This window comes from Salegentibacter echinorum (assembly GCF_900129445.1).
In the GTDB taxonomy this organism is placed as follows: Bacteria; Bacteroidota; Bacteroidia; order Flavobacteriales; family Flavobacteriaceae; genus Salegentibacter; species Salegentibacter echinorum.
Genome location: NZ_FQVT01000007.1, coordinates 21,792 through 40,584, shown reverse-complemented (window position 1 = coordinate 40,584; position 18,793 = coordinate 21,792). Strand labels below are relative to the sequence as shown.

General features: G+C 38.7%; 15 protein-coding genes. 7 read left to right on the top strand and 8 right to left on the bottom strand.

Going from position 1 to position 18,793, the window contains the following annotated elements; genetic code table 11:
* Positions 1-20: 20 nt before the first annotated feature.
* Together BUA71_RS11485 and BUA71_RS11480 are read right to left on the bottom strand one after the other, a co-directional pair.
* On the bottom strand, positions 21-1,919 hold the full coding sequence (locus BUA71_RS11485) for a hypothetical protein (RefSeq protein ID WP_245812577.1): 1,899 nt from the start codon (positions 1,917-1,919) through the stop codon (positions 21-23).
* A 421-nt stretch (positions 1,920-2,340) separates the two neighbouring features.
* Positions 2,341-3,582 (bottom strand): LVIVD repeat-containing protein, encoded by a 1,242-nt coding sequence (locus BUA71_RS11480; protein ID WP_072879888.1) that lies wholly within the window; start codon positions 3,580-3,582, stop codon positions 2,341-2,343.
* Positions 3,583-3,844: 262 nt separating this feature from the next.
* On the opposite strand from BUA71_RS11480, the gene miaB reads away from it, so the two are divergent.
* The 7 genes from miaB to groL all read left to right on the top strand — a co-directional run bounded on the left by miaB (position 3,845) and on the right by groL (position 10,627).
* Positions 3,845-5,275 carry a tRNA (N6-isopentenyl adenosine(37)-C2)-methylthiotransferase MiaB gene (gene miaB, locus BUA71_RS11475; protein WP_072879886.1) on the top strand — a complete coding sequence of 477 codons (1,431 nt, stop codon included), beginning with the start codon at positions 3,845-3,847 and terminating at the stop codon, positions 5,273-5,275.
* Positions 5,276-5,447: 172 nt separating this feature from the next.
* Positions 5,448-6,722 carry a sigma-54 interaction domain-containing protein gene (locus BUA71_RS11470; protein WP_072879884.1) on the top strand — a complete coding sequence of 425 codons (1,275 nt, stop codon included), beginning with the start codon at positions 5,448-5,450 and terminating at the stop codon, positions 6,720-6,722.
* 15 nt (positions 6,723-6,737) lie between these two features.
* Complete coding sequence (locus tag BUA71_RS11465) at positions 6,738-7,244, top strand: LptE family protein (protein WP_072879882.1); 507 nt, start codon at positions 6,738-6,740, stop codon at positions 7,242-7,244.
* Between the two features lies 1 nt (position 7,245).
* Positions 7,246-8,121, top strand: coding sequence for a hypothetical protein (locus BUA71_RS11460; RefSeq protein ID WP_072879880.1), 876 nt, complete (start codon positions 7,246-7,248; stop codon positions 8,119-8,121).
* Positions 8,118-8,462: a preprotein translocase subunit SecG gene (secG, locus tag BUA71_RS11455; protein ID WP_072879878.1), complete on the top strand. Its 345-nt coding sequence runs from the start codon at positions 8,118-8,120 to the stop codon at positions 8,460-8,462. The genes BUA71_RS11460 and secG overlap by 4 nt, the downstream gene beginning before the upstream one ends.
* Before the next feature lie 150 nt (positions 8,463-8,612).
* Positions 8,613-8,888, top strand: coding sequence for a co-chaperone GroES (locus BUA71_RS11450; RefSeq protein ID WP_072879876.1), 276 nt, complete (start codon positions 8,613-8,615; stop codon positions 8,886-8,888).
* A 95-nt stretch (positions 8,889-8,983) separates the two neighbouring features.
* Complete coding sequence (gene groL / locus BUA71_RS11445) at positions 8,984-10,627, top strand: chaperonin GroEL (protein ID WP_072879874.1); 1,644 nt, start codon at positions 8,984-8,986, stop codon at positions 10,625-10,627.
* A 216-nt stretch (positions 10,628-10,843) separates the two neighbouring features.
* Here the strand turns inward: groL and BUA71_RS11440 are convergent, their stop codons facing one another.
* The 6 genes from BUA71_RS11440 to BUA71_RS11415 all read right to left on the bottom strand — a co-directional run bounded on the left by BUA71_RS11440 (position 10,844) and on the right by BUA71_RS11415 (position 18,792).
* A complete protein-coding gene (locus BUA71_RS11440; protein ID WP_072879872.1) occupies positions 10,844-11,482 on the bottom strand; it encodes a copper homeostasis protein CutC in 639 nt (212 codons plus the stop codon).
* A gap of 204 nt (positions 11,483-11,686) precedes the next feature.
* On the bottom strand, positions 11,687-13,924 hold the full coding sequence (locus BUA71_RS11435) for a GH92 family glycosyl hydrolase (RefSeq protein ID WP_072880048.1): 2,238 nt from the start codon (positions 13,922-13,924) through the stop codon (positions 11,687-11,689).
* 370 nt (positions 13,925-14,294) lie between these two features.
* A complete protein-coding gene (locus BUA71_RS11430; RefSeq protein WP_072879870.1) occupies positions 14,295-16,598 on the bottom strand; it encodes a GH92 family glycosyl hydrolase in 2,304 nt (767 codons plus the stop codon).
* Positions 16,599-16,784: 186 nt separating this feature from the next.
* Complete coding sequence (locus BUA71_RS11425; RefSeq protein ID WP_072879868.1) at positions 16,785-17,087, bottom strand: type II toxin-antitoxin system RelE/ParE family toxin; 303 nt, start codon at positions 17,085-17,087, stop codon at positions 16,785-16,787.
* Positions 17,084-17,326, bottom strand: a complete 243-nt coding sequence (locus BUA71_RS11420; protein WP_072880046.1) for a type II toxin-antitoxin system ParD family antitoxin — start codon at positions 17,324-17,326, stop codon at positions 17,084-17,086. The genes BUA71_RS11425 and BUA71_RS11420 overlap by 4 nt, the downstream gene beginning before the upstream one ends.
* A 128-nt stretch (positions 17,327-17,454) precedes the next feature.
* Positions 17,455-18,792: an alpha-L-fucosidase gene (locus BUA71_RS11415; RefSeq protein ID WP_072880044.1), complete on the bottom strand. Its 1,338-nt coding sequence runs from the start codon at positions 18,790-18,792 to the stop codon at positions 17,455-17,457.
* Position 18,793: the final 1 nt, after the last annotated feature.

Below are 18,793 nucleotides of genomic sequence, written 5' to 3'. Positions count from 1 at the left end.
CCTAACCCATTAACCGCGCCTTACTCATAGATAACCGGCCGTGGCTCCCTCATTTTAAAATCCTGAAAACCAAAATCTTCACTTCTAAAGCTATTAGTTTGAAAGATTTCCCTTCTTCCTCCCGGCATCGAAGGGTAATAAGAAAAGGAGAACTGAAAGGAGTCAAATACCAAATAGTCGTTTCTAATAATAAAGCCCGCTCCAAGAGACGAATATATTTTATTGTCGTTTTTAATAAAACTTTCTCCAGATAACATTCCCAAACTTATGTTTACAAAAGGGTTAAAACGAAAGCCTAAAAGTGACCAGGGAGAATAAAACTGGGTTTGTAAGTCAAGCACATATTTTCTTGTGCCGCTTGCCGAACTTTCAAAACCCTGAATATTGCCGTTGTTATAATCTACATATTTATTCCTCTTACCATAATCTATGTATCTATAACTATGAACGCCCTTAAAATATGGGCTTTCATTAAGCCCCAAACGGTCTGCAACCGAATTTAAGCGGTTAAAACCTATAACCAATTGTGGTTTTATAAATTGTCGCATTCTCCATTCCCCGCCAAGATTTAAAAGATTGCTGAAATAATTTGCTTTAAAACTTAAGGTAGTTTGCTCGGTATGAGCATCATTAAAAAAAGTTCCCAATTCAAAATTACCACTAAAAAACCCCCAAGCGTTATAGTTACCGTAAGATACCCGCAAACCCGAATATAAACGATTTTGATGGTTTTTTCTTTGAACACCGGCCGTTAAAGAAAAAAGGGAACCTACCGGTACATCTTCTATGTCTCCATCCCTAAAAATATAGCGATCTTTAATAAATTCCCTGGAACTCACACCAATGCTGGCCAGGTGAAAATGCTCATCAGAAAAATAGCCAATGCTGTCATACGCTATTTTTGGCGTTTCTTTGTAATTTAGAAAAGAAGAGCGTAAACTTAAAACCAATTTTGTAGTACGCCTTTTTTTAGAGTCTTCTTTAAAAAGCTGAAAGGCGTATGCCCCCCAAAAATCGTGATAGAAATATTTAAAATCCTGTTTGATAAATTGAGCGCTATTTTGTGGAAATAAACTACCCAAAAACCGTTTCTGAATAAAAACTCCTCCGGCCCAATGTGCAAGTGGTGAATAAAAATCCCTATTAACTGAAAGAAACTGATCATAATATTGATCTACATCTAAGGCGTATTTACCCGTAAAATCAATAAAAGTATTTTTGACATTGTTAATCTCATAAACTCCTGTGAAGCCGGTACTACCGTCGGTATGACGTTTGTCGTACTTTGCATCCACACGGTGCCCTGTCCCAATGAAGTTTCGCTCCCGTAAACTTACTTTAGCCCGGGATTCTGAAAAACTCACCTTAGGAATGAGACTCCAGGAGTCTAAAACTTCCACAACCAGGTCTAAAGAATCTTTAGAATCCTCTATAGACTTGGGAATAATCCTCACCTTACGTATATTATTTTGCTTCCTTAAAAGTCGGGCCGTTTCCTGCACTAACAATGTATCTAAAGCCTCCCCTTCATTAAATAACAAAAACTTCTTAACACTTGCCTCATTCGAGGTAACGTGAATGGCATTTCCTGCTTTTCCAAGAAAGGTAGCAGGCGTGTTCACGCTATCTTTTATAGAATATCCAAAAGGATCCCTGGTACGTATAACAATATTCCTAATTACTTTGTCATGATAGGATAAATAGTCTGGTTGCCTTTGCTGCTCTCGAAAGTTTTGCTCCTCCTGCCGAAATATGAGCTTGTGCAAGGTTTTGGTAAGTTTATTTCTTTCTGAATATTTTTTAAGCTTTTGGTATAATGCTACGCTATCCCGGGTATTGGTATCTGCTTCCTCCTGAACCTGTCCGAAACTATTTAGACAAAAGCCTAAAATAAATACAATATAAACACACTTCTTCAAGGTCTATCTTTCTAAGAAATTACAAGAGTACAAAGTTCGTTAAAGAATCTCTCCCAGAAAAGAGAACTTTTTCTAAAATAAAGTTTGTTTTTTAATGGATATAAGGATGAAAAATATGCTATTATCTACAATGCTAAGGAATATTCGTGATTAATAACAACTCTTTCAGGCTTGTAATATGATTCCATTACACGATTAAAAAAGCCACAAAGACTCGAAGACACTAAGAAAAACACGAAGAACATCTTAGTATATTCTGGTGCTTTCATGTCTTTGTGGCATAAAAAACGAACCTCTATCAAAGACAATATTTTCTGCATAAAAAAGCCATAAACCCCAAATAATCTTAAAGATGAAGACTAAAGGAATTTACAGCTTTTTTTACTTCAGGTTCAATAATCTTAAATAGAAGTAACTGGGATTAATCTCCCAATTTGAACTCACTAAGCAACGTAATCTTATTGCCTTTATAAGTATATTGAAAAAGTGTATTATCCCCAACCATTAACAGCTCTTTTTCCAGGGGAATTACGTCATAGGTGTTAATGTCTGGAAAGTGGTCTTTTAATTTTAGGTTGGGGGTATCTTGTGTATCATATATTTTTAATCCTGCACTGCCATCGCAAACGAATAACCGGTCATCTTTAATTCCCAGGCCATAGGGATTTTCCATCTCAAAAGATTTTAATAGCTGCGGATTTTTCTTATCACCCACATCAATAACATCCAATTGGCTCCATTCCTGCCCACAAAGATTACCGCCTCTTATGGTTACATAGGCAATATCATCTTTCACCACCACAGGATCACAGCCTAAAATATGGCTAAACATAGATTGAAATTGTGGTGCGGCAGGATCTTCAATATCATAAATAAACATACCAGATGAACTTCCTAAATACAAATAGCCTTCTTTATTAAAAATGGTTTCTATTTCCCAACCAACTCTTTCTGTCTTTACCAGTTGAGCCTCATTTAAGTCTTTTATATCAAAAATGGAAAGGTTGGTTTGATCTACCACGTATAAAAAACCTTTATGAATATTAAAACGCGCCAGCGAACCCCCGGTTCCAGAACCTCCTGAAACACCAGAATTGTTAACAAACTCATCTTCTGTAAACACAGGGCCATTTGGTGTTTCAATTTTACGCGACTCTATCAAATATCCCACGATCACCTCATTTTCAAAATCGAAGTTTTTATAATCTACAAAAGCAGCACCATTGGGAATGTGATATGTTCTATTGGGAAAAACGTCTTTTATACGTTCTTTTTGTTTAATATTATTGATGTCACTAAGATCAAAAACTACCAGGTCCATAGCAGAATTAGCAAAAAGCATATCATCTTTTATTGCTACATCTGTATTCATGGGAATTTCAAGAAATTTCACCTTTTGTGGCGCAAGGTGATCACTGTTATCGATAATATGAACACCTTTTTCAGCATCGTTTATAAAAACATAATCCTGATAACTATAAATTTTACCGGCTTGTTCAATACTCCTGGGCTCAGAAATTCTTACCATCCCTCTAAAATCCTGTATAGATTTCACCACGGGAATCGCTACATTATAATAATCGCCTTCTTCACTTTCCTTTTCGCAAGAAATACTAAGAAAGGCCAATAAAAAAAGCACTGTTAATCCGCTAAGTTTTTTCATCGCTGTAGTTGGTTGGTTTCCTTATAGATGCACAAATAAGTAAAAGGTTGCGTTCGAATATTTAATTTTTTTGCTGTCACTTTGTCAGAAGTGTGTTTTAACCTTATCTTTGCGCTTTTAACCGCATAATTCACGTTACTGATGAAAAGTGTTTTATAGCGCGGATTAATCCCTCCCAATTGCTATCGGGATTAGTCGCTTTAGCATATTCAGTAATTATTATGAGAAAACAGGATTAAATCCTGTAAAGGAATATTGACTTATGGAGAAGATTATAGATGAAAAGCAACAGGGAAATACCCTGGTTACAGAAGCAAAAAAAGAAAATACCCGTAAACTTTTTATTGAAAGTTATGGCTGCGCCATGAACTTTAGTGATAGTGAAATCGTTGCTTCTATATTATCTAAAGAAGGCTTTAATACAACCCAAAAACTGGAAGAAGCAGACCTTGTATTGGTAAACACCTGCTCTATTCGGGAAAAAGCAGAACAATCTGTTCGCAAAAGATTAGAGAAATACAATGCTGTTAAACGAATAAACCCGAAAATGAAAGTTGGCGTATTAGGCTGTATGGCCGAACGCTTAAAAGAAAAATTCCTGGAAGAGGAGAAAATTGTGGACCTCGTGGTAGGCCCAGATGCCTATAAAGACCTCCCAAACCTGATAAATGAAGTAGAAGCAGGCCGGGATGCCATAAACGTGCTGCTCTCTAAAGAGGAAACTTATGGCGATATTTCTCCCGTTCGTTTGCAATCTAACGGGGTTTCAGCTTTCGTATCCATAACCAGGGGGTGTGATAATATGTGTACTTTCTGTGTAGTGCCATTTACCCGTGGAAGGGAACGAAGCCGTGACCCGCAAAGTATTGTGGAAGAAGTTAATGACCTGTGGGAAAAAGGATTTAAGGAAATAACCCTTCTAGGCCAAAATGTAGATAGTTATTTATGGTATGGAGGCGGACTTAAAAAAGATTTTAAAAATGCTTCGGAAATTCAAAAGGCTACAGCCACAAATTTCTCGGCACTTTTAAAACTGGTAGCTGAAGCCCAGCCGGGAATGCGCATTCGGTTTTCTACTTCCAATCCTCAGGATATGACTTTGGATGTAATAGAAACCGTGGCGAAATATGAAAACATTTGCAAGCATATACACTTGCCGGTGCAAAGCGGCAGCGACCGTATCCTAAAAAAGATGAACAGGTTGCATACCCGCGAAGAATATTTTAAACTCATAGATTATATAAGGGAATTAATGCCTGAATGTTCGATTTCACAGGATATAATTGTTGGTTTTCCCACCGAAACCGAAGAAGACCACCAGGACACCCTATCTTTAATGGAATACGTAAAATATGACTTTGGCTATATGTATGCCTATTCTGAAAGGCCCGGCACGATGGCTGGCCGCAAACTAGAAGATGATGTACCTGCCGAAACAAAACAACGAAGGTTAGCTGAAATTGTAAAGTTACAGCGGGAACATAATCACTTCAGAATACAACGATTTCTCGGACAAACTGTAGAAGTTTTAATTGAACGGGAATCCAAAAAATCCAGTGAGCAGTGGAGCGGCCGTACCACACAAAATACGGTAGCGGTTTTCCCAAAAGGGAATCATAAAATTGGTGATTTTGTAAAGGTAAAAGTAACCGATTGTACCAGTGCTACATTAATTGGGGAGAGCCTCCCCTAACCCACAAAGAGAAAACTACAAGAGAGTGAGAAAATCAAAAGATATAAAAGTTATGACATTTTTAAATATAAATATTAACTACCACATCTCCACTTTTGGGAGATGGGAAGCTCCTATTTCCCTTTTCGGGGGTTGGGGGGCTTTTAATTCCCCCTTTGGGGGCTAGGGGCCTATGGAATCAATACAGGCAGTAAAACAACGATTTGGCATTATAGGCGACGATGCTCGCTTAAACCGGTCTATTGAAAAAGCGATCCAGGTTGCGCCAACAGATATTTCGGTTTTGGTAACCGGGGAAAGTGGTGTGGGAAAAGAAAGTATCCCAAAAATCATCCATTCATTATCGCATAGGAAACACGGAAAATATATAGCTGTGAACTGTGGCGCCATTCCAGAAGGCACCATAGATTCTGAACTTTTTGGACACGAAAAAGGAGCTTTTACCGGCGCTACCCAAACCCGAAGCGGATATTTTGAGGTAGCAGACGGCGGCACCATTTTTTTAGATGAAGTTGGAGAATTACCCCTGCCCACACAAGTGCGTCTATTGCGTGTTTTGGAAAACGGGGAATTTATAAAAGTAGGTTCTTCTAAAGTTCAAAAATCTGATGTTCGCATTATCGCAGCCACTAACATCGATATGCAGGAATCTATCAAGAAAGAAAAGTTTAGGGAAGATCTTTATTATCGCTTAAGTACCGTAGAGATTAACCTCCCTCCCCTGCGTGAACGTAAAGGAGACATTCATTTGTTGTTTAGAAAATTTGCTTCAGATTTTGCTCTTAAATATAAAATGCCAACAATTAAGCTTCAGGATGAAGCGGTAGATTTATTGCAAAAATACCGCTGGGGCGGTAATATTAGACAGTTGCGAAATATAGCTGAACAAATTTCTGTTTTGGAACAGGAAAGGATGATTGGCGCCGAACGTTTAAAAGAATACTTACCCAATATAGGCAGTAACCTTCCGGCGATAATTTCAGAAAAGAAAAAAGAAAGTGATTTTAGCAACGAACGGGAAATACTTTACAAGGTGCTCTTTGATATGAAAAGTGACCTTACCGATCTTAAGAAACTTACGCTAAAATTGATGGAAAACGGCAACAGCCAGGAGGTCCAGGATGAAAATGAAAGTCTCATTGAAAAATTATACGGTAATGATGACGGCGAAGACGTAGATTCTGAAGAATTAGATGCCTTAAGCAATGAGAATCTGGAAGTATTGCAAATTCCGCAGAACAGCCCGAAAGGAGAAAACAGGGAAAAAGATAAATATTATTTTGCTGAAGAAATTGAGGAAGAAGAGCCACTTTCGCTACAGGATAAAGAACTGGAACTCATAAAAAAATCCCTGGAGCGTCATAGTGGAAAACGTAAAGCGGCGGCCGAGGAATTAGGGATTAGCGAACGCACTTTATACCGAAAAATCAAACAATATAATTTATAAATTGCTATCCGCATTATGAAGAAAGTCGCTTTCCTACTATTATCACTTACCGCTATATTTTTGATGCAATCTTGCGGAATTTACTCTTTTACAGGAGCAGATACCGGTGATGCCCAATCTTTTCAGGTGAATTATTTTCAAAATCAGGCAGATTTGGTGGAGCCTGGAATAGACCGTACGTTCACTTTGCAGTTGCAAGATTTAATTCAAAACCAAACCAGTTTAAGCCTGGCCAATAACAACGCCGATCTAATTTTTGAAGGGGAGATTATAGATTTTTATGTAGCGCCAATGACGGCTACTGCCGAGAATACTGCAGCGCAAAACCGATTGACCATTGCCGTAAATGTGCGCTATTACAATACCCTGGAACCCGAAAAGGATTTTGAACGCCGCTTCTCTTTCTATTACGATTATCCCGCCAGCGCACAATTAGTTGGAGGCACTTTGGAAACCGCGGTAAACGAAATTTTTGATAGGTTGACCCAGGATATTTTTAATGCTGCATTAACCGATTGGTAATATGGAAGCTGAAGAATTTATACAATTGCTTAAAGAACCTACAACGGTCACTGCCGGGCAAACCGACGCTTTGGAGCAGGTGCTTAAAGATGCGCCTTATTTTCAGGCGGCACGGGCGGTTCGTTTAAAAGGACTCAAAGAGCACAGGGAATTCAGCTACAATACAGCGCTTAAAAAAACTGCTGCCTATACCACTAATCGCAGTGTGCTTTTCGATTTTATAACTTCTGAAGAGTTCAATCAAAATAGGATAGCAAGACAAATTCAGGACCAGGAATTGCAATTGCGTAATATCACCGTTTTTGAACCCGAAGAAATTTTTGCCCGTCGCAGTATGGATATAGATGACGCCATAAAAATGCGACAATCGGAATCAAGGAGGGTCATGGATCCCGAATTGTTTTTAGAAAAACCTGGCAAAAAAGAGGAGGAAAACCCTGAAACAGCTCGAGAAAAAGAAGCGCTAAAATTAGGTAAACCACTGGAGTTTGATGGTTCAGAATCGCACTCTTTTTCAGAGTGGTTACGACTTACTTCAGCAAAACCCATTAATAGGGAGCAAACTGAAGAAAAACCGCATAAAAATGACGAACAACACAAGAAATTTGAGTTGATTGACAGTTTTATTTCTAAAAATCCTAAAATAAAACCGGGAAAAACCACCAATAAAACCAACCTGGCCGAAGTGGGTAAAAGCACGCCAGAGTCTCTAATGACAGAGACTTTGGCCCGGGTGTACCTGGAACAGAGAAACTACAAAAAAGCAATTCAGGCATATAAAATATTAATTTTGAAAAATCCCGAAAAAAGTGGTTTCTTTGCTGACCAAATTCGGGCAACCGAAAAATTACAAGAAAATAATACCAAGAAAGAATGAGTACATTCACAATTTTTTTAGCATTAATAGTTATCGTTGCCTTTTTATTGGTTGTGGTGATTATGGTACAAAATCCTAAAGGCGGCGGATTATCGTCTTCTTTTGGTGGCAGCGGACAACAAGTAGGTGGCGTTAAGAAAACAGGTGACTTTTTAGATAAAAGTACCTGGACCTTAGCTACGCTTTTACTGGTTTTAATCTTACTCTCTAATGTGACTATTATGGATGGCAACGGGTTTACTGAATCCCGCGTTTTCGATGAAGAAGCCATGCCAGAGAATACTACAACACCACCGGTACAAATGCCAACTCAACAACCCGAATCTGACAATCAGGAATAAAGGTATAGCTCTTTAAAATATATAGATGCCAGCTTATGACAAGCTGGCATTTTTTTTTGCTAAATGGCAGGGAATTTTGGCTGGCACAATTTTAGAAAGAAGCTTAACTGATTTTAAAAAAATTAATTAACCTAAAATAAAATTAAAGAAATGGGACTAAACATTAAACCGCTCTCAGACAGGGTTCTTATTGAACCTGTAGCCCCTGAAACCAAAACAGCATCTGGAATTTATATTCCTGAAACTGCTAAAGAAAAACCACAACGTGGAAAAGTAGTTGCTGTTGGTAAAGGCACAAAGGACTACGATATGACTGTAAAAGTTGGAGATACCGTTCTTTACGGTAAATTTTCTGGTACCGAACTAAAATTGGAAGGGACAGAGTATCTTATGATGAGAGAGGATGATATCCTTGCAATAGTATAAGATTTCTTTATCCTGTTTATCTACAGGAATTTTCAAAACAAATTTATAATAAATAAGATTTTCGGTTTTTACGGAAATGACAAAAATAATTAACAATGGCAAAAGATATAAAATTTGACATTCAGGCTCGCGACGGAATTAAGCGCGGTGTAGATGCATTGGCCAATGCAGTAAAAACAACTTTAGGCCCAAAAGGTCGTAATGTAGTAATAAGCAAATCCTTTGGTGCGCCAACCATCACTAAAGATGGGGTAACAGTAGCCAAAGAAATTGAGCTCGAAGACGCATTGGAGAATATGGGAGCTCAAATGGTTAAAGAAGTTGCTTCTAAAACCAATGATCTTGCAGGAGATGGTACTACTACCGCAACAGTTCTTGCCCAGGCTATCGTTAAAGAAGGCCTTAAAAACGTTGCTGCCGGTGCAAGCCCAATGGATCTAAAACGTGGCATTGACAAAGCAGTAGCTGCAATTACAGAAGATCTTGCAAAACAAACCAAAGAGGTTGGAGATTCTTCAGAAAAAATTAAGCAGGTAGCTTCAATTTCTGCCAACAACGACGAACTTATTGGTGAACTTATCGCCGAAGCGTTTGGGAAGGTAGGAAAAGAAGGTGTAATCACCGTAGAAGAAGCCAAAGGAACCGAAACTAACGTAGAGGTTGTTGAAGGAATGCAGTTTGACCGTGGTTATCTTTCTCCTTATTTCGTGACAAATTCTGAGAAAATGACTGCAGATTTGGAAGATCCATACATCTTGTTGTTTGACAAGAAGATTTCTGCAATGAAAGATCTACTTCCAATTCTTGAGCCAGTAGCTCAATCTGGAAAACCACTTTTAATTATTGCTGAAGATGTAGATGGGGAAGCCCTTGCTACTTTAGTGGTAAACAAATTGCGTGGATCCCTTAAAATCGCTGCAGTAAAAGCACCAGGTTTTGGAGACCGCAGAAAAGCAATGCTAGAAGATATTGCTATCTTAACCGGTGGTACAGTAATTTCTGAAGAAAGAGGTTTCTCTCTAGAAAATGCAACTATAGATCAATTAGGTACAGCAGAAAAAGTAGCTATCGATAAAGATAATACTACTGTAGTTAATGGTGGTGGTGATAACAAGCAAATTGAAGAGCGTGTTAACCAAATAAAAGCACAGATTGAAACCACTACATCAGATTATGATAAGGAAAAACTTCAAGAACGTTTGGCTAAATTAGCCGGTGGTGTTGCCGTTCTTTATGTAGGTGCAGCTTCAGAAGTTGAAATGAAAGAGAAAAAAGACCGTGTTGACGATGCACTTCACGCAACCCGTGCAGCTGTAGAAGAAGGTATAGTAGCCGGTGGTGGTGTAGCTTTTGTTAGAGCACAGGCTGTTTTATCTAAATTGAAAGCTGAAAATAACGATGAAAATACCGGAATTCAAATTATTGTAAAAGCAATTGAATCTCCACTTAGAACCATCGTGACCAATGCAGGAGGAGAAGCTTCTGTAGTAATCAACAAAGTCTTAGAAGGTAAAAAAGACTTTGGTTATGACGCTAAAACCGACTCTTTTGTAGATATGATGAAAGCCGGAATTATCGATCCTAAGAAAGTAACAAGAATTGCATTAGAAAATGCAGCTTCTGTTGCCGGAATGATCCTAACTACCGAATGTGCCCTTGTAGATCTTCCAGAGGAAGACAAAGGCGGCGGCGGAATGCCAGGCGGTGGAATGGGCGGCGGTATGCCCGGAATGATGTAGTGCCCTAAAAGTACAAGTTTAGAAGTAAGTGGTACAAACAGTAAATCCCCGCTTTCAATTGAAAGCGGGGATTTTATTTTAAGAATCTTAAAGCAGAATGTATTAGTCATTATGAAGACGGTGAAGTAATCTCCTCATCAAAGCACGTATAGTGATTTTTACAGTCTCTATTTTTCTCTCTTGTCTATTCTCTTTTCTCTCTTCTCTATCAATTAACTATTTTAATCCGGGTACGATTCTCCTTCCGTGGTAAGCCCCGGATCCAATTTTTTGGTGAATTTCTTGAAGATTTGCGGTGGTAATTTTACCGGCACATATAATTTCCAGCTCCTCTCCTGTTCTTTTAAGCATTTCTCTAAGCGCGCTGGCACCTTCTAAGGCTGTAGCACAGCCGCCCGAACTTAAAATTCCATCTACCAGTCCCGTTTCTTTTAATATTGTAACCGATTCTAAAATATTGGGGGTCTCGTCTATAGCCTTGTGAAAAATTACCTGCAAAGGCTTCGCAATTTTCGCCAATTCAATTAGAACCGAAAGGTCTATTCTTTTATCATCTTGTAAAAACCCGAAAACTACCCCATCTACCCCAATTTCCTTGCAAAACTCTATAGATTCCCTCATTTGGGTAAGTTCTGCAGCAGAATATTGAAAATCTCCTCCTCGAGGGCGAATCATTATTCTTATGGGAATCTGCAGCTCTTTTTTAACCTTTCGAACCAATTCTTTTGTTGGCGTAACACCGCCCAGATGCAAATCGGCACAAAGTTCAATCCTATCGGCACCGTTCTTTTCGGCAGTTATGGACTGCTTAAGGGTTTCTACACAGGCTTCTACTAAATATGGGGTTTCTTTCAATTCAGAGATTTTTATTTTAAACGAAAGAGAAGGTAATCATTTTGGTGAATTTTCTCAAACCTCACAAGATTTTGAAACACAGTATCTGTGAGGTTTAGTTAACAGATCCAACTTAAGTTTAAAAGCGAAAATACAGTTAAAATATTCTCACATCTAAGATAGGAATATCCCTTATTACCATATTACCAGAAGTAATATGAAAAACTATTCTTTTTCAGAAGCTATATTAATCTCTCCTATATTCATAAGCGTATCGTGGCTTATAAAGAATTTATCCTTATTGTACAGGGATTTTTTGCCCACGTTTTCTGCTTCTTCGGGGTCCAGCCTATTGATAATAAGCTTTTCTTTCTTGTAATATTCAGGATTTAAATGAATGGTTATTTTTTTAAATCGAGGCTCAATAATAGCATAATCTGGTTGTGCGGGAGTGGTGGGGTAGAAACCCATCATCGCGTAAACCAACCAGGCGCTCATAGTCCCCGTATCATCATTTCCGGGGAGTCCGTTGGGTGCATTGTGATAATATTCGTCTATTAATTGAGATACCCTCTTGCTAGATTTCCATTCACTTCCTTTTATATAATTGTAGAGGAAAGGATAGGCAATATCGGGCTCGTTGGCCATATCGTACTGGTCTTTTTCAAAAACCTCATCTAGCTTATTTTCAAATTGACTTTCGCCACCCATAAGTGCGATAAGTCCTTCAATATCCTGAGGTACCATAAATAAGTACTGCCAGGCGTTACCTTCAATATAACCTACGTTTTCAGTAAAATTAGCCCCTGCGTTGGGATCAAATGGCTCATACCATTTTCCATCGCTCATCTTAGGTTGGAGGAACCCACTTTTAGGATTATAAAGATCTTTATAAGACAGCGCGCGTTTAGAAAACTGCTTGTAATCTTTCTTTTTGCCCAATTCTTTCGCCAATTGTGCAATGGCATAATCGGAAATATTATACTCTAAAGTTGTGGAAACCGGTCCCGCTATCTTACTATCCACACTCACATAACCGAGATCGAGATATTCTTTTAAACCTGGTCGCAAGGGATTTCCTTCCGTTTGCGTAGCACTCTTTTTCATAGCTTCAAAAGCTTTCTCAACATCAAAATCAGTCAAACCTCTTAAATAGGTATCGGCTAACACTACCGAGGCTGGATCGCCTACCATAGTAAAGGTTTCGGTAGAATTAAGTTCCCATTTAGGTAACCAGCCATTTTCATCATACATATCTAACATCGTATGCACCATCTCCAGCTGTTCCTGCGGATATAGTAAAGTCATTAGCTGATGATAGTTCCTATAAGTATCCCACAGTGAAAAAACGGTATAACGGGTGCCATCGGTTTTGCCAATTTCTCCGGTAGAAATTTCGGGATATTCTCCATTTACATCGTTAAAAATATTCGGATGGATCTGGGTGTGGTATAAAGCTGAATAAAAAATTGTTTTATCATCTTTGGTACCGCCTTCTACTTCTATTTGTTTTAATTTCTTATTCCAGGCATTCCTGGTTTCCGTATAAACCTCATCAAAAGATTTGTCTTTTGCTTCCTGATCTAAATTTTCCCTTGCATTTTCAATACTCACATAAGAAACTCCAATCTTAAGTTCTACCTGGGTTGCTTTCTCAAAATCATAACTAAAATAAGCACCCAGGCTGTCGCCTACTACTTCTCTTTTAAACCCTTCCTTGAGTCGGGTTTTGCCGTTATAACCCATCCATTGCGCTTCTACACCTTCATATTTGTTTGGTGTTTTCCAAACCCCAAAATTTTCGGCCGGCTTAGACAACCTGGCGACAAAATAAACGGGATAAGCCTGCTCGGGACTATTGTAACAAAACGAACCTACCGTTCTAAAACCTTCTACCTCGGTAGCAGAATTAATTTTCAACATTCCCCCCTGCTCATTGGTCAAACCAAGGCCCAGGTTAAGCAAAACATTTGCTTTGCCGGCGGGAAACGAATAGCGGCTCACACCAACCCGCGTAGATGCAGTGACTTCAGCTTTAACTTTATAATTATCTAATGCTACCGAATAATACCCGGCTTTGGCTGTTTCTTCACTATAAGTTGTGCCATAATCCAAATGATTGGTCTTAAATTCCCCGGTTGTGGGCATACTAATGATTACTCCCAAATCGGGACAGCCAACCCCACTTAGGTTCACGTGGGAGAAACCGGTAAGGAATTTATTTTCATTTACATAAGGATTGGATAACCACTGACTGTCCTTTTCCAACGGATTTAATTCGATCTTTCCAGCCACGTTAAAAGGACTTACACTAAGCATTCCACGTGGCGCAATGGCCCCGGGATTGGTAGCACCATAATTTGAAGTCCCAATAAACGGATTTACATAAGTTACCGGCTTTTCCTGCCCAAACACTATGCTGCTCATTAAAACAACAAATAGGCTAAGTTTTAAATTCCTCATGGTATTCATATTTATTTTTTTCTACTTATAAGTAAAACCAGAAAAATTAATTAAAACCAGACCTCACAGATCTCGGAAACCTGTGAGGTCTTATAGTTTAATCCGTTTTTTCTGATTTCAGCTGATTCTTTTTATTTTTTTAAATATTTAATAAAGGGCATAATTTAGCTCAGTATATTAAAAACTTCGACTGGCTCAGTTTGACGATTAAATCAATAATTCACATAAAATCACAATGTGATATTCAGCAAATTATCATAACTTGTTTAGCTATTTCAAATTGTCTCTTGTCTCTTGTCTCTTGTCTCTTGTCTCTTGTCTCTTGTCTCTTGTCTCTTGTCTCTTGTCTCTTGTCTCTTGTCTCTTGTCTCTATTCTTCCCTACTCAACGAATAAGGCACCGAATCTTCCTCCGTCGCCCATTCCTTATTTGGCGTATCACTCATTTCAAACTTTACTTTTCCGCCCTTCATCACATCCTCATAATTAAGGTAAGTTTTATTCCATTTCTTTCCATTTAACACGGCAGATTCTATATAAAAGTTTTCTTCGGAATTATCTTCAGCAATAATCTCAAATTCATTGCCACTTTGAAGGTTTAGCGTGGCTTTATCAAAAAGCGGACTTCCAATTACATATTGGTCACTTCCCGGCGTTACCGGATAAAATCCCAGTGAACTAAACACATACCAGGCAGAAGTTTGCCCGTTATCTTCATCTCCCGGATAACCATCTGGTGTTGGGAAATAAAGTTTGGTAAGCACTTCTCTAATTCGTTGTTGCGTTTTCCAGGGCTGTCCCGCATAATTATACAAATAAATCATATGCTGAATAGGCTGATTCCCATGTGCATAATTCCCCATGTTTACAATTTGCATCTCCCGAATCTCGTGAATGGTAAAGCCGTAATAGGAATCGTCAAATTTTGGGGGCATTTCAAAAACCCCGTCTAATTTTGCTGTAAACTCTTTTTTTCCGCCCATTAGATCTATAAGTCCGTCGATATCCTGAAAAACACTCCAGGTATAATGCAAACTATTGCCTTCGGTAAACGCATCTCCCCACTTCAAGGGATTAAATGGCTCCTGAAAACTTCCGTCTTCATTTTTACCCCGCATTAAATTTGTGGAAGGATCAAACAGTTTTTTATAATTGTAAGCTTGTTTATAAAAACGTTTGGCGACCTTCTTTTTTCCCAGGTCTTCAGCCATTTTTGCAAGGGTCCAATCGGCATAGGCGTATTCTAAGGTTCTCGCTGCATTTTCATGGATATCTACATCATAAGGCACATAACCAAGCTCGTTGTAATAATCTACGCCTTCCCGGCCTACCGAACTTTCCGGGCGACCTTCTTCTACATTGGCATTCTTTAAAATAGCTTCAAAAAGGACATCTACATCTTTTTCAAAAACATTTCCTTTTAAATAAGCATCAACAATAATGGGCGCCGAGTTAGAACCAATCATTACATTCCTATGCCCGGGACTCGCCCATTCCGGCAACCACCCAGACTCTTTGTAGGTATTGGCCAGGCCGGCCATAATTTCTTTATTTAATTCAGGATACATTAAATTGAAGAATGGAAAGACTGCCCTAAACGTATCCCAAAATCCATTATCGGTAAACATATATCCGGGTAGCACTTTCCCATTATACGGACTATAATGTACCTTTTCCCCCTGTGCATTTATCTCGTAAAATTTCCGCGGAAATAAAAGCACCCTATATAAACTCGAATAAAAGGTTCTTATCTGCTGTTTATCTTCATCTTCTATCTTAATCCTGCCGAGTTCTTTATTCCAAACTGCCGCAGCTTTTTCTTTTACTTCCTCAAAACTGCTTTCCCCAATTTCTGAATCTAAATTAAGTTGCGCCTGCTCGTGACTTATAAAAGAGGAAGCTACTTTCACATTTACTTCCTCTCCTTTTTTAGTTTTAAAACCAATGATAGCGCCTACGTGATCGGCTTCTGCATTTTTTGAATTTTGCTGAAGTTCCCATTCATCTTTCCAGGTGTGGGTAAGTTCAAAATCCTTATCGAATTCAGCTACAAAATAATTATGAAAATTCTCTGGCACGCCGCCGTGATTGTTCCGGGCATAACCAATAATCTTTCTTTCTTCAGGAATAATCTTTACCATAGAACCTTTGTTAAAGGCATCTAGCACTATGTAGGAACTATCGGCATCAGGGAATGTGAATTTAAAATGGGCAGCCCGCTCGGTTGGCGCAACCTGGGCGGTCACATCATAATCGGCTAGATATACTTTGTAATGATGGGGTTTGGCTGTTTCGGCTTTATGGGAAAACCAGGAAGCTCTTTCTTCTTCCTCAAACTTCAGTTTGCCGGTTACCGCCATTAGGGAAAATGCAGCATAATCATTTAACCACGGACTTGGCTGATGGGTTTGTTTAATTCCCCTTATTTTATAATCATCGTATTTATAGGCCCAACCATCGCCCATTTCGGCGGTTTGCGGCGTCCAAAAGTTCATCCCCCAGGGCAAAGCGATTGCGGGGTAAGTGTTTCCATTGGACAAATCGAAAGCCGAATCGGTTCCCATTAGAGTATTTACATAATCTACATAAGAGATCTCATGTTCCTGCGCTGTCATTGTTGCTGAAAGAAACAACGCTAAAAATGTACCTACGAAAACCTTTAAATTCTTTCCCATGTTTTTAATTAAAATGTTTTATTAACAATTTTCATCCTGGCAACGGTCTCGACTATGAATAGTTGCGTCCTTTAGCACGGAATTTTACAAGTACGCAGTTGAAAATCCCTGTGGAATTTTCAGCTTCGGCAAGTAAAAGCAATTATTTATAGTTGAACGAATACTTAGTTATTTGTGCGCAGTTTTTTACTTCAGTCGTTTTTTAATATCCATTCTTTGATGTAAAATTCTAACGATTTCTACGATGTCATTTTCCGCTTTTCTGTAAAAAACCAAATGCGATTTTATTTTAGTTACACGATAATTTTTTCGCGTTTGTTCTACAGATTTGCCAGTCATAAAATTATCCGTAACGAATTCAATCTCTGCAATTATTAGGTCATAATATCTGTCTGCTTGTTCTTTAGACCATTTATTCAAAGTGTAAAGCCAAATCTTTTTTAAATCCTTAATCGCTTCCTGACTTATTCGATATTGGTTTTTACTCATAAGAACTCACGATGTAATTCTTTCAAATTTTGGTTCGGGTCGAAGTCCTCAACAAATCCACTTTGCTCTCCGATTTCGAGAGCTTTAATTAGCTCTCTTTCTTTTTTTTCTTCTCTTTCTAAGAGTCTTAAAGCAGAACGAATAACTTCACTTACTGAACCGTATCTTCCAGATTTTACTTCTTCTTTAATGAATTCCTCAAAATGATTCCCGAGCGATATTGATGTATTTTTTGCCATTTTGGATTTTGTTTTTATCAAATATACCAAACCCTGGTAACGTGCACAATCTGTAAACAACCTTCTACTAGTGAGAAACATATACCTACAAGGTCTAAAAAAGACTTCGCAGGTTTTATAGTTCTATTTTAATTCAATTCCACGGCATTCCCATGCCCGCGGTATAATTCTAACTCGTCTTCTAATTCTATTTCCAGAACAGTTACGTACTCATCAATGCTTTCTTTAGCGGGCAGGTCTATTCTTAAAATCCCAGGAATATTATTCCAGGCAGCACCACCGTTTCTTACAAAATCCAATTCTTCATCACTGCCTAAAACGCGAATACTTTTCACTTTATTCTGAATACCCTTCAGCGAAATGTAATTTTTAGGATCCTGAAGCATAAAGAGATACAGCTTCTTCTGGTCTTTACTTAGCGTAGTGGGTCCATAAAAATGCCCGTATGGCAGTCCGGCAACAGTGCCGTGAATAGCTGCATCGTTTTTGGCGATCCATCTTCCCAAATCCCTAAGTCTTGTTTCCTGCTCCTGTGGAATTGTTCCATCTGGCTTCGGACCAATATTCAGCAATAAATTTCCACCAGAACCAATTACTTCGGCAAAAGTTCTCACAATTTGGGAAGAAGGTTTATAGTTTGTGTCCGATGGATAATAACCCCAGTTATCATTCATCGTCATACAAAATTCCCAGGGCCCTTCTGGCCTTACCACCGGCACTCCCTGCTCTGGAGTACTGTAATCGCCATATTGATTAAGCCTGGAATTCACTATAATATCTGGATTCCTGGCTAGCAAAGAATCTTTAAGACCTTTAGCCCGCCATTCTTCGGGGCTATGCTCCCAATCCCCGTCAAACCAGAAAAGATCGGGGTTGTAATTATCCTGCAATTCTTTGATCTGATTTTTATAGAAATAAACAAATCGTTCCCAGGCCGGCCAGGTTTTTTGATTTTTCTGTGGATAATTTTTCCGCGTATCAGGTCTTGGGAATACCACTTCATAATCGGGATGCGACCAGTCTGGCAGGGAAAAATACAACCCCACTTTCAAATCGTTTTCTCTTAAAGCGTCAACATAGGGTCCAACTAAGTCTCTACCGGCGGGGGTTTTTTCAACAACATTCAGCTTACTAAAATCGGTATCCCAAAGGGCAACCCCATCGTGGTGCTTGGTTGTCAACACCGAATAATCTGCCCCAACCTCCTTAAAAAGTTTGGCCCAGGCTTCGGGATCGTAATTACTGGCGGTAAACTCATCCCCCTGATCCATATAATCGGTATAAGGAATTTGTTTATGGTACATGGACCAGGATTCTGTAATCCCGTTTACGCCATAATACCCCCAGTGGATAAAAATACCAAGCTTGGCATCGTTAAACCACTCCATCCTTTCATTATCCTTTTTGTCATCTTGTGCAAAAATAAAATTACTACAACAAAGAAAAACTACTACTAACTTTCTCATA

Bases quoted from the DNA above. Each gene is read 5' to 3' on its own strand.
- BUA71_RS11480 (WP_072879888.1), bottom strand. From the start codon at position 3,582: ATGAAAAAACTTAGCGGATTAACAGTGCTTTTTTTATTGGCCTTTCTT.
- miaB (WP_072879886.1), top strand. From the start codon at position 3,845: ATGGAGAAGATTATAGATGAAAAGCAACAGGGAAATACCCTGGTTACA.
- BUA71_RS11470 (WP_072879884.1), top strand. From the start codon at position 5,448: ATGGAATCAATACAGGCAGTAAAACAACGATTTGGCATTATAGGCGAC.
- BUA71_RS11465 (WP_072879882.1), top strand. From the start codon at position 6,738: ATGAAGAAAGTCGCTTTCCTACTATTATCACTTACCGCTATATTTTTG.
- BUA71_RS11460 (WP_072879880.1), top strand. From the start codon at position 7,246: ATGGAAGCTGAAGAATTTATACAATTGCTTAAAGAACCTACAACGGTC.
- secG (WP_072879878.1), top strand. From the start codon at position 8,118: ATGAGTACATTCACAATTTTTTTAGCATTAATAGTTATCGTTGCCTTT.
- BUA71_RS11450 (WP_072879876.1), top strand. From the start codon at position 8,613: ATGGGACTAAACATTAAACCGCTCTCAGACAGGGTTCTTATTGAACCT.
- groL (WP_072879874.1), top strand. From the start codon at position 8,984: ATGGCAAAAGATATAAAATTTGACATTCAGGCTCGCGACGGAATTAAG.
- BUA71_RS11435 (WP_072880048.1), bottom strand. From the start codon at position 13,924: ATGAGGAATTTAAAACTTAGCCTATTTGTTGTTTTAATGAGCAGCATA.
- BUA71_RS11430 (WP_072879870.1), bottom strand. From the start codon at position 16,598: ATGGGAAAGAATTTAAAGGTTTTCGTAGGTACATTTTTAGCGTTGTTT.
- BUA71_RS11425 (WP_072879868.1), bottom strand. From the start codon at position 17,087: ATGAGTAAAAACCAATATCGAATAAGTCAGGAAGCGATTAAGGATTTA.
- BUA71_RS11420 (WP_072880046.1), bottom strand. From the start codon at position 17,326: ATGGCAAAAAATACATCAATATCGCTCGGGAATCATTTTGAGGAATTC.
- BUA71_RS11415 (WP_072880044.1), bottom strand. From the start codon at position 18,792: ATGAGAAAGTTAGTAGTAGTTTTTCTTTGTTGTAGTAATTTTATTTTT.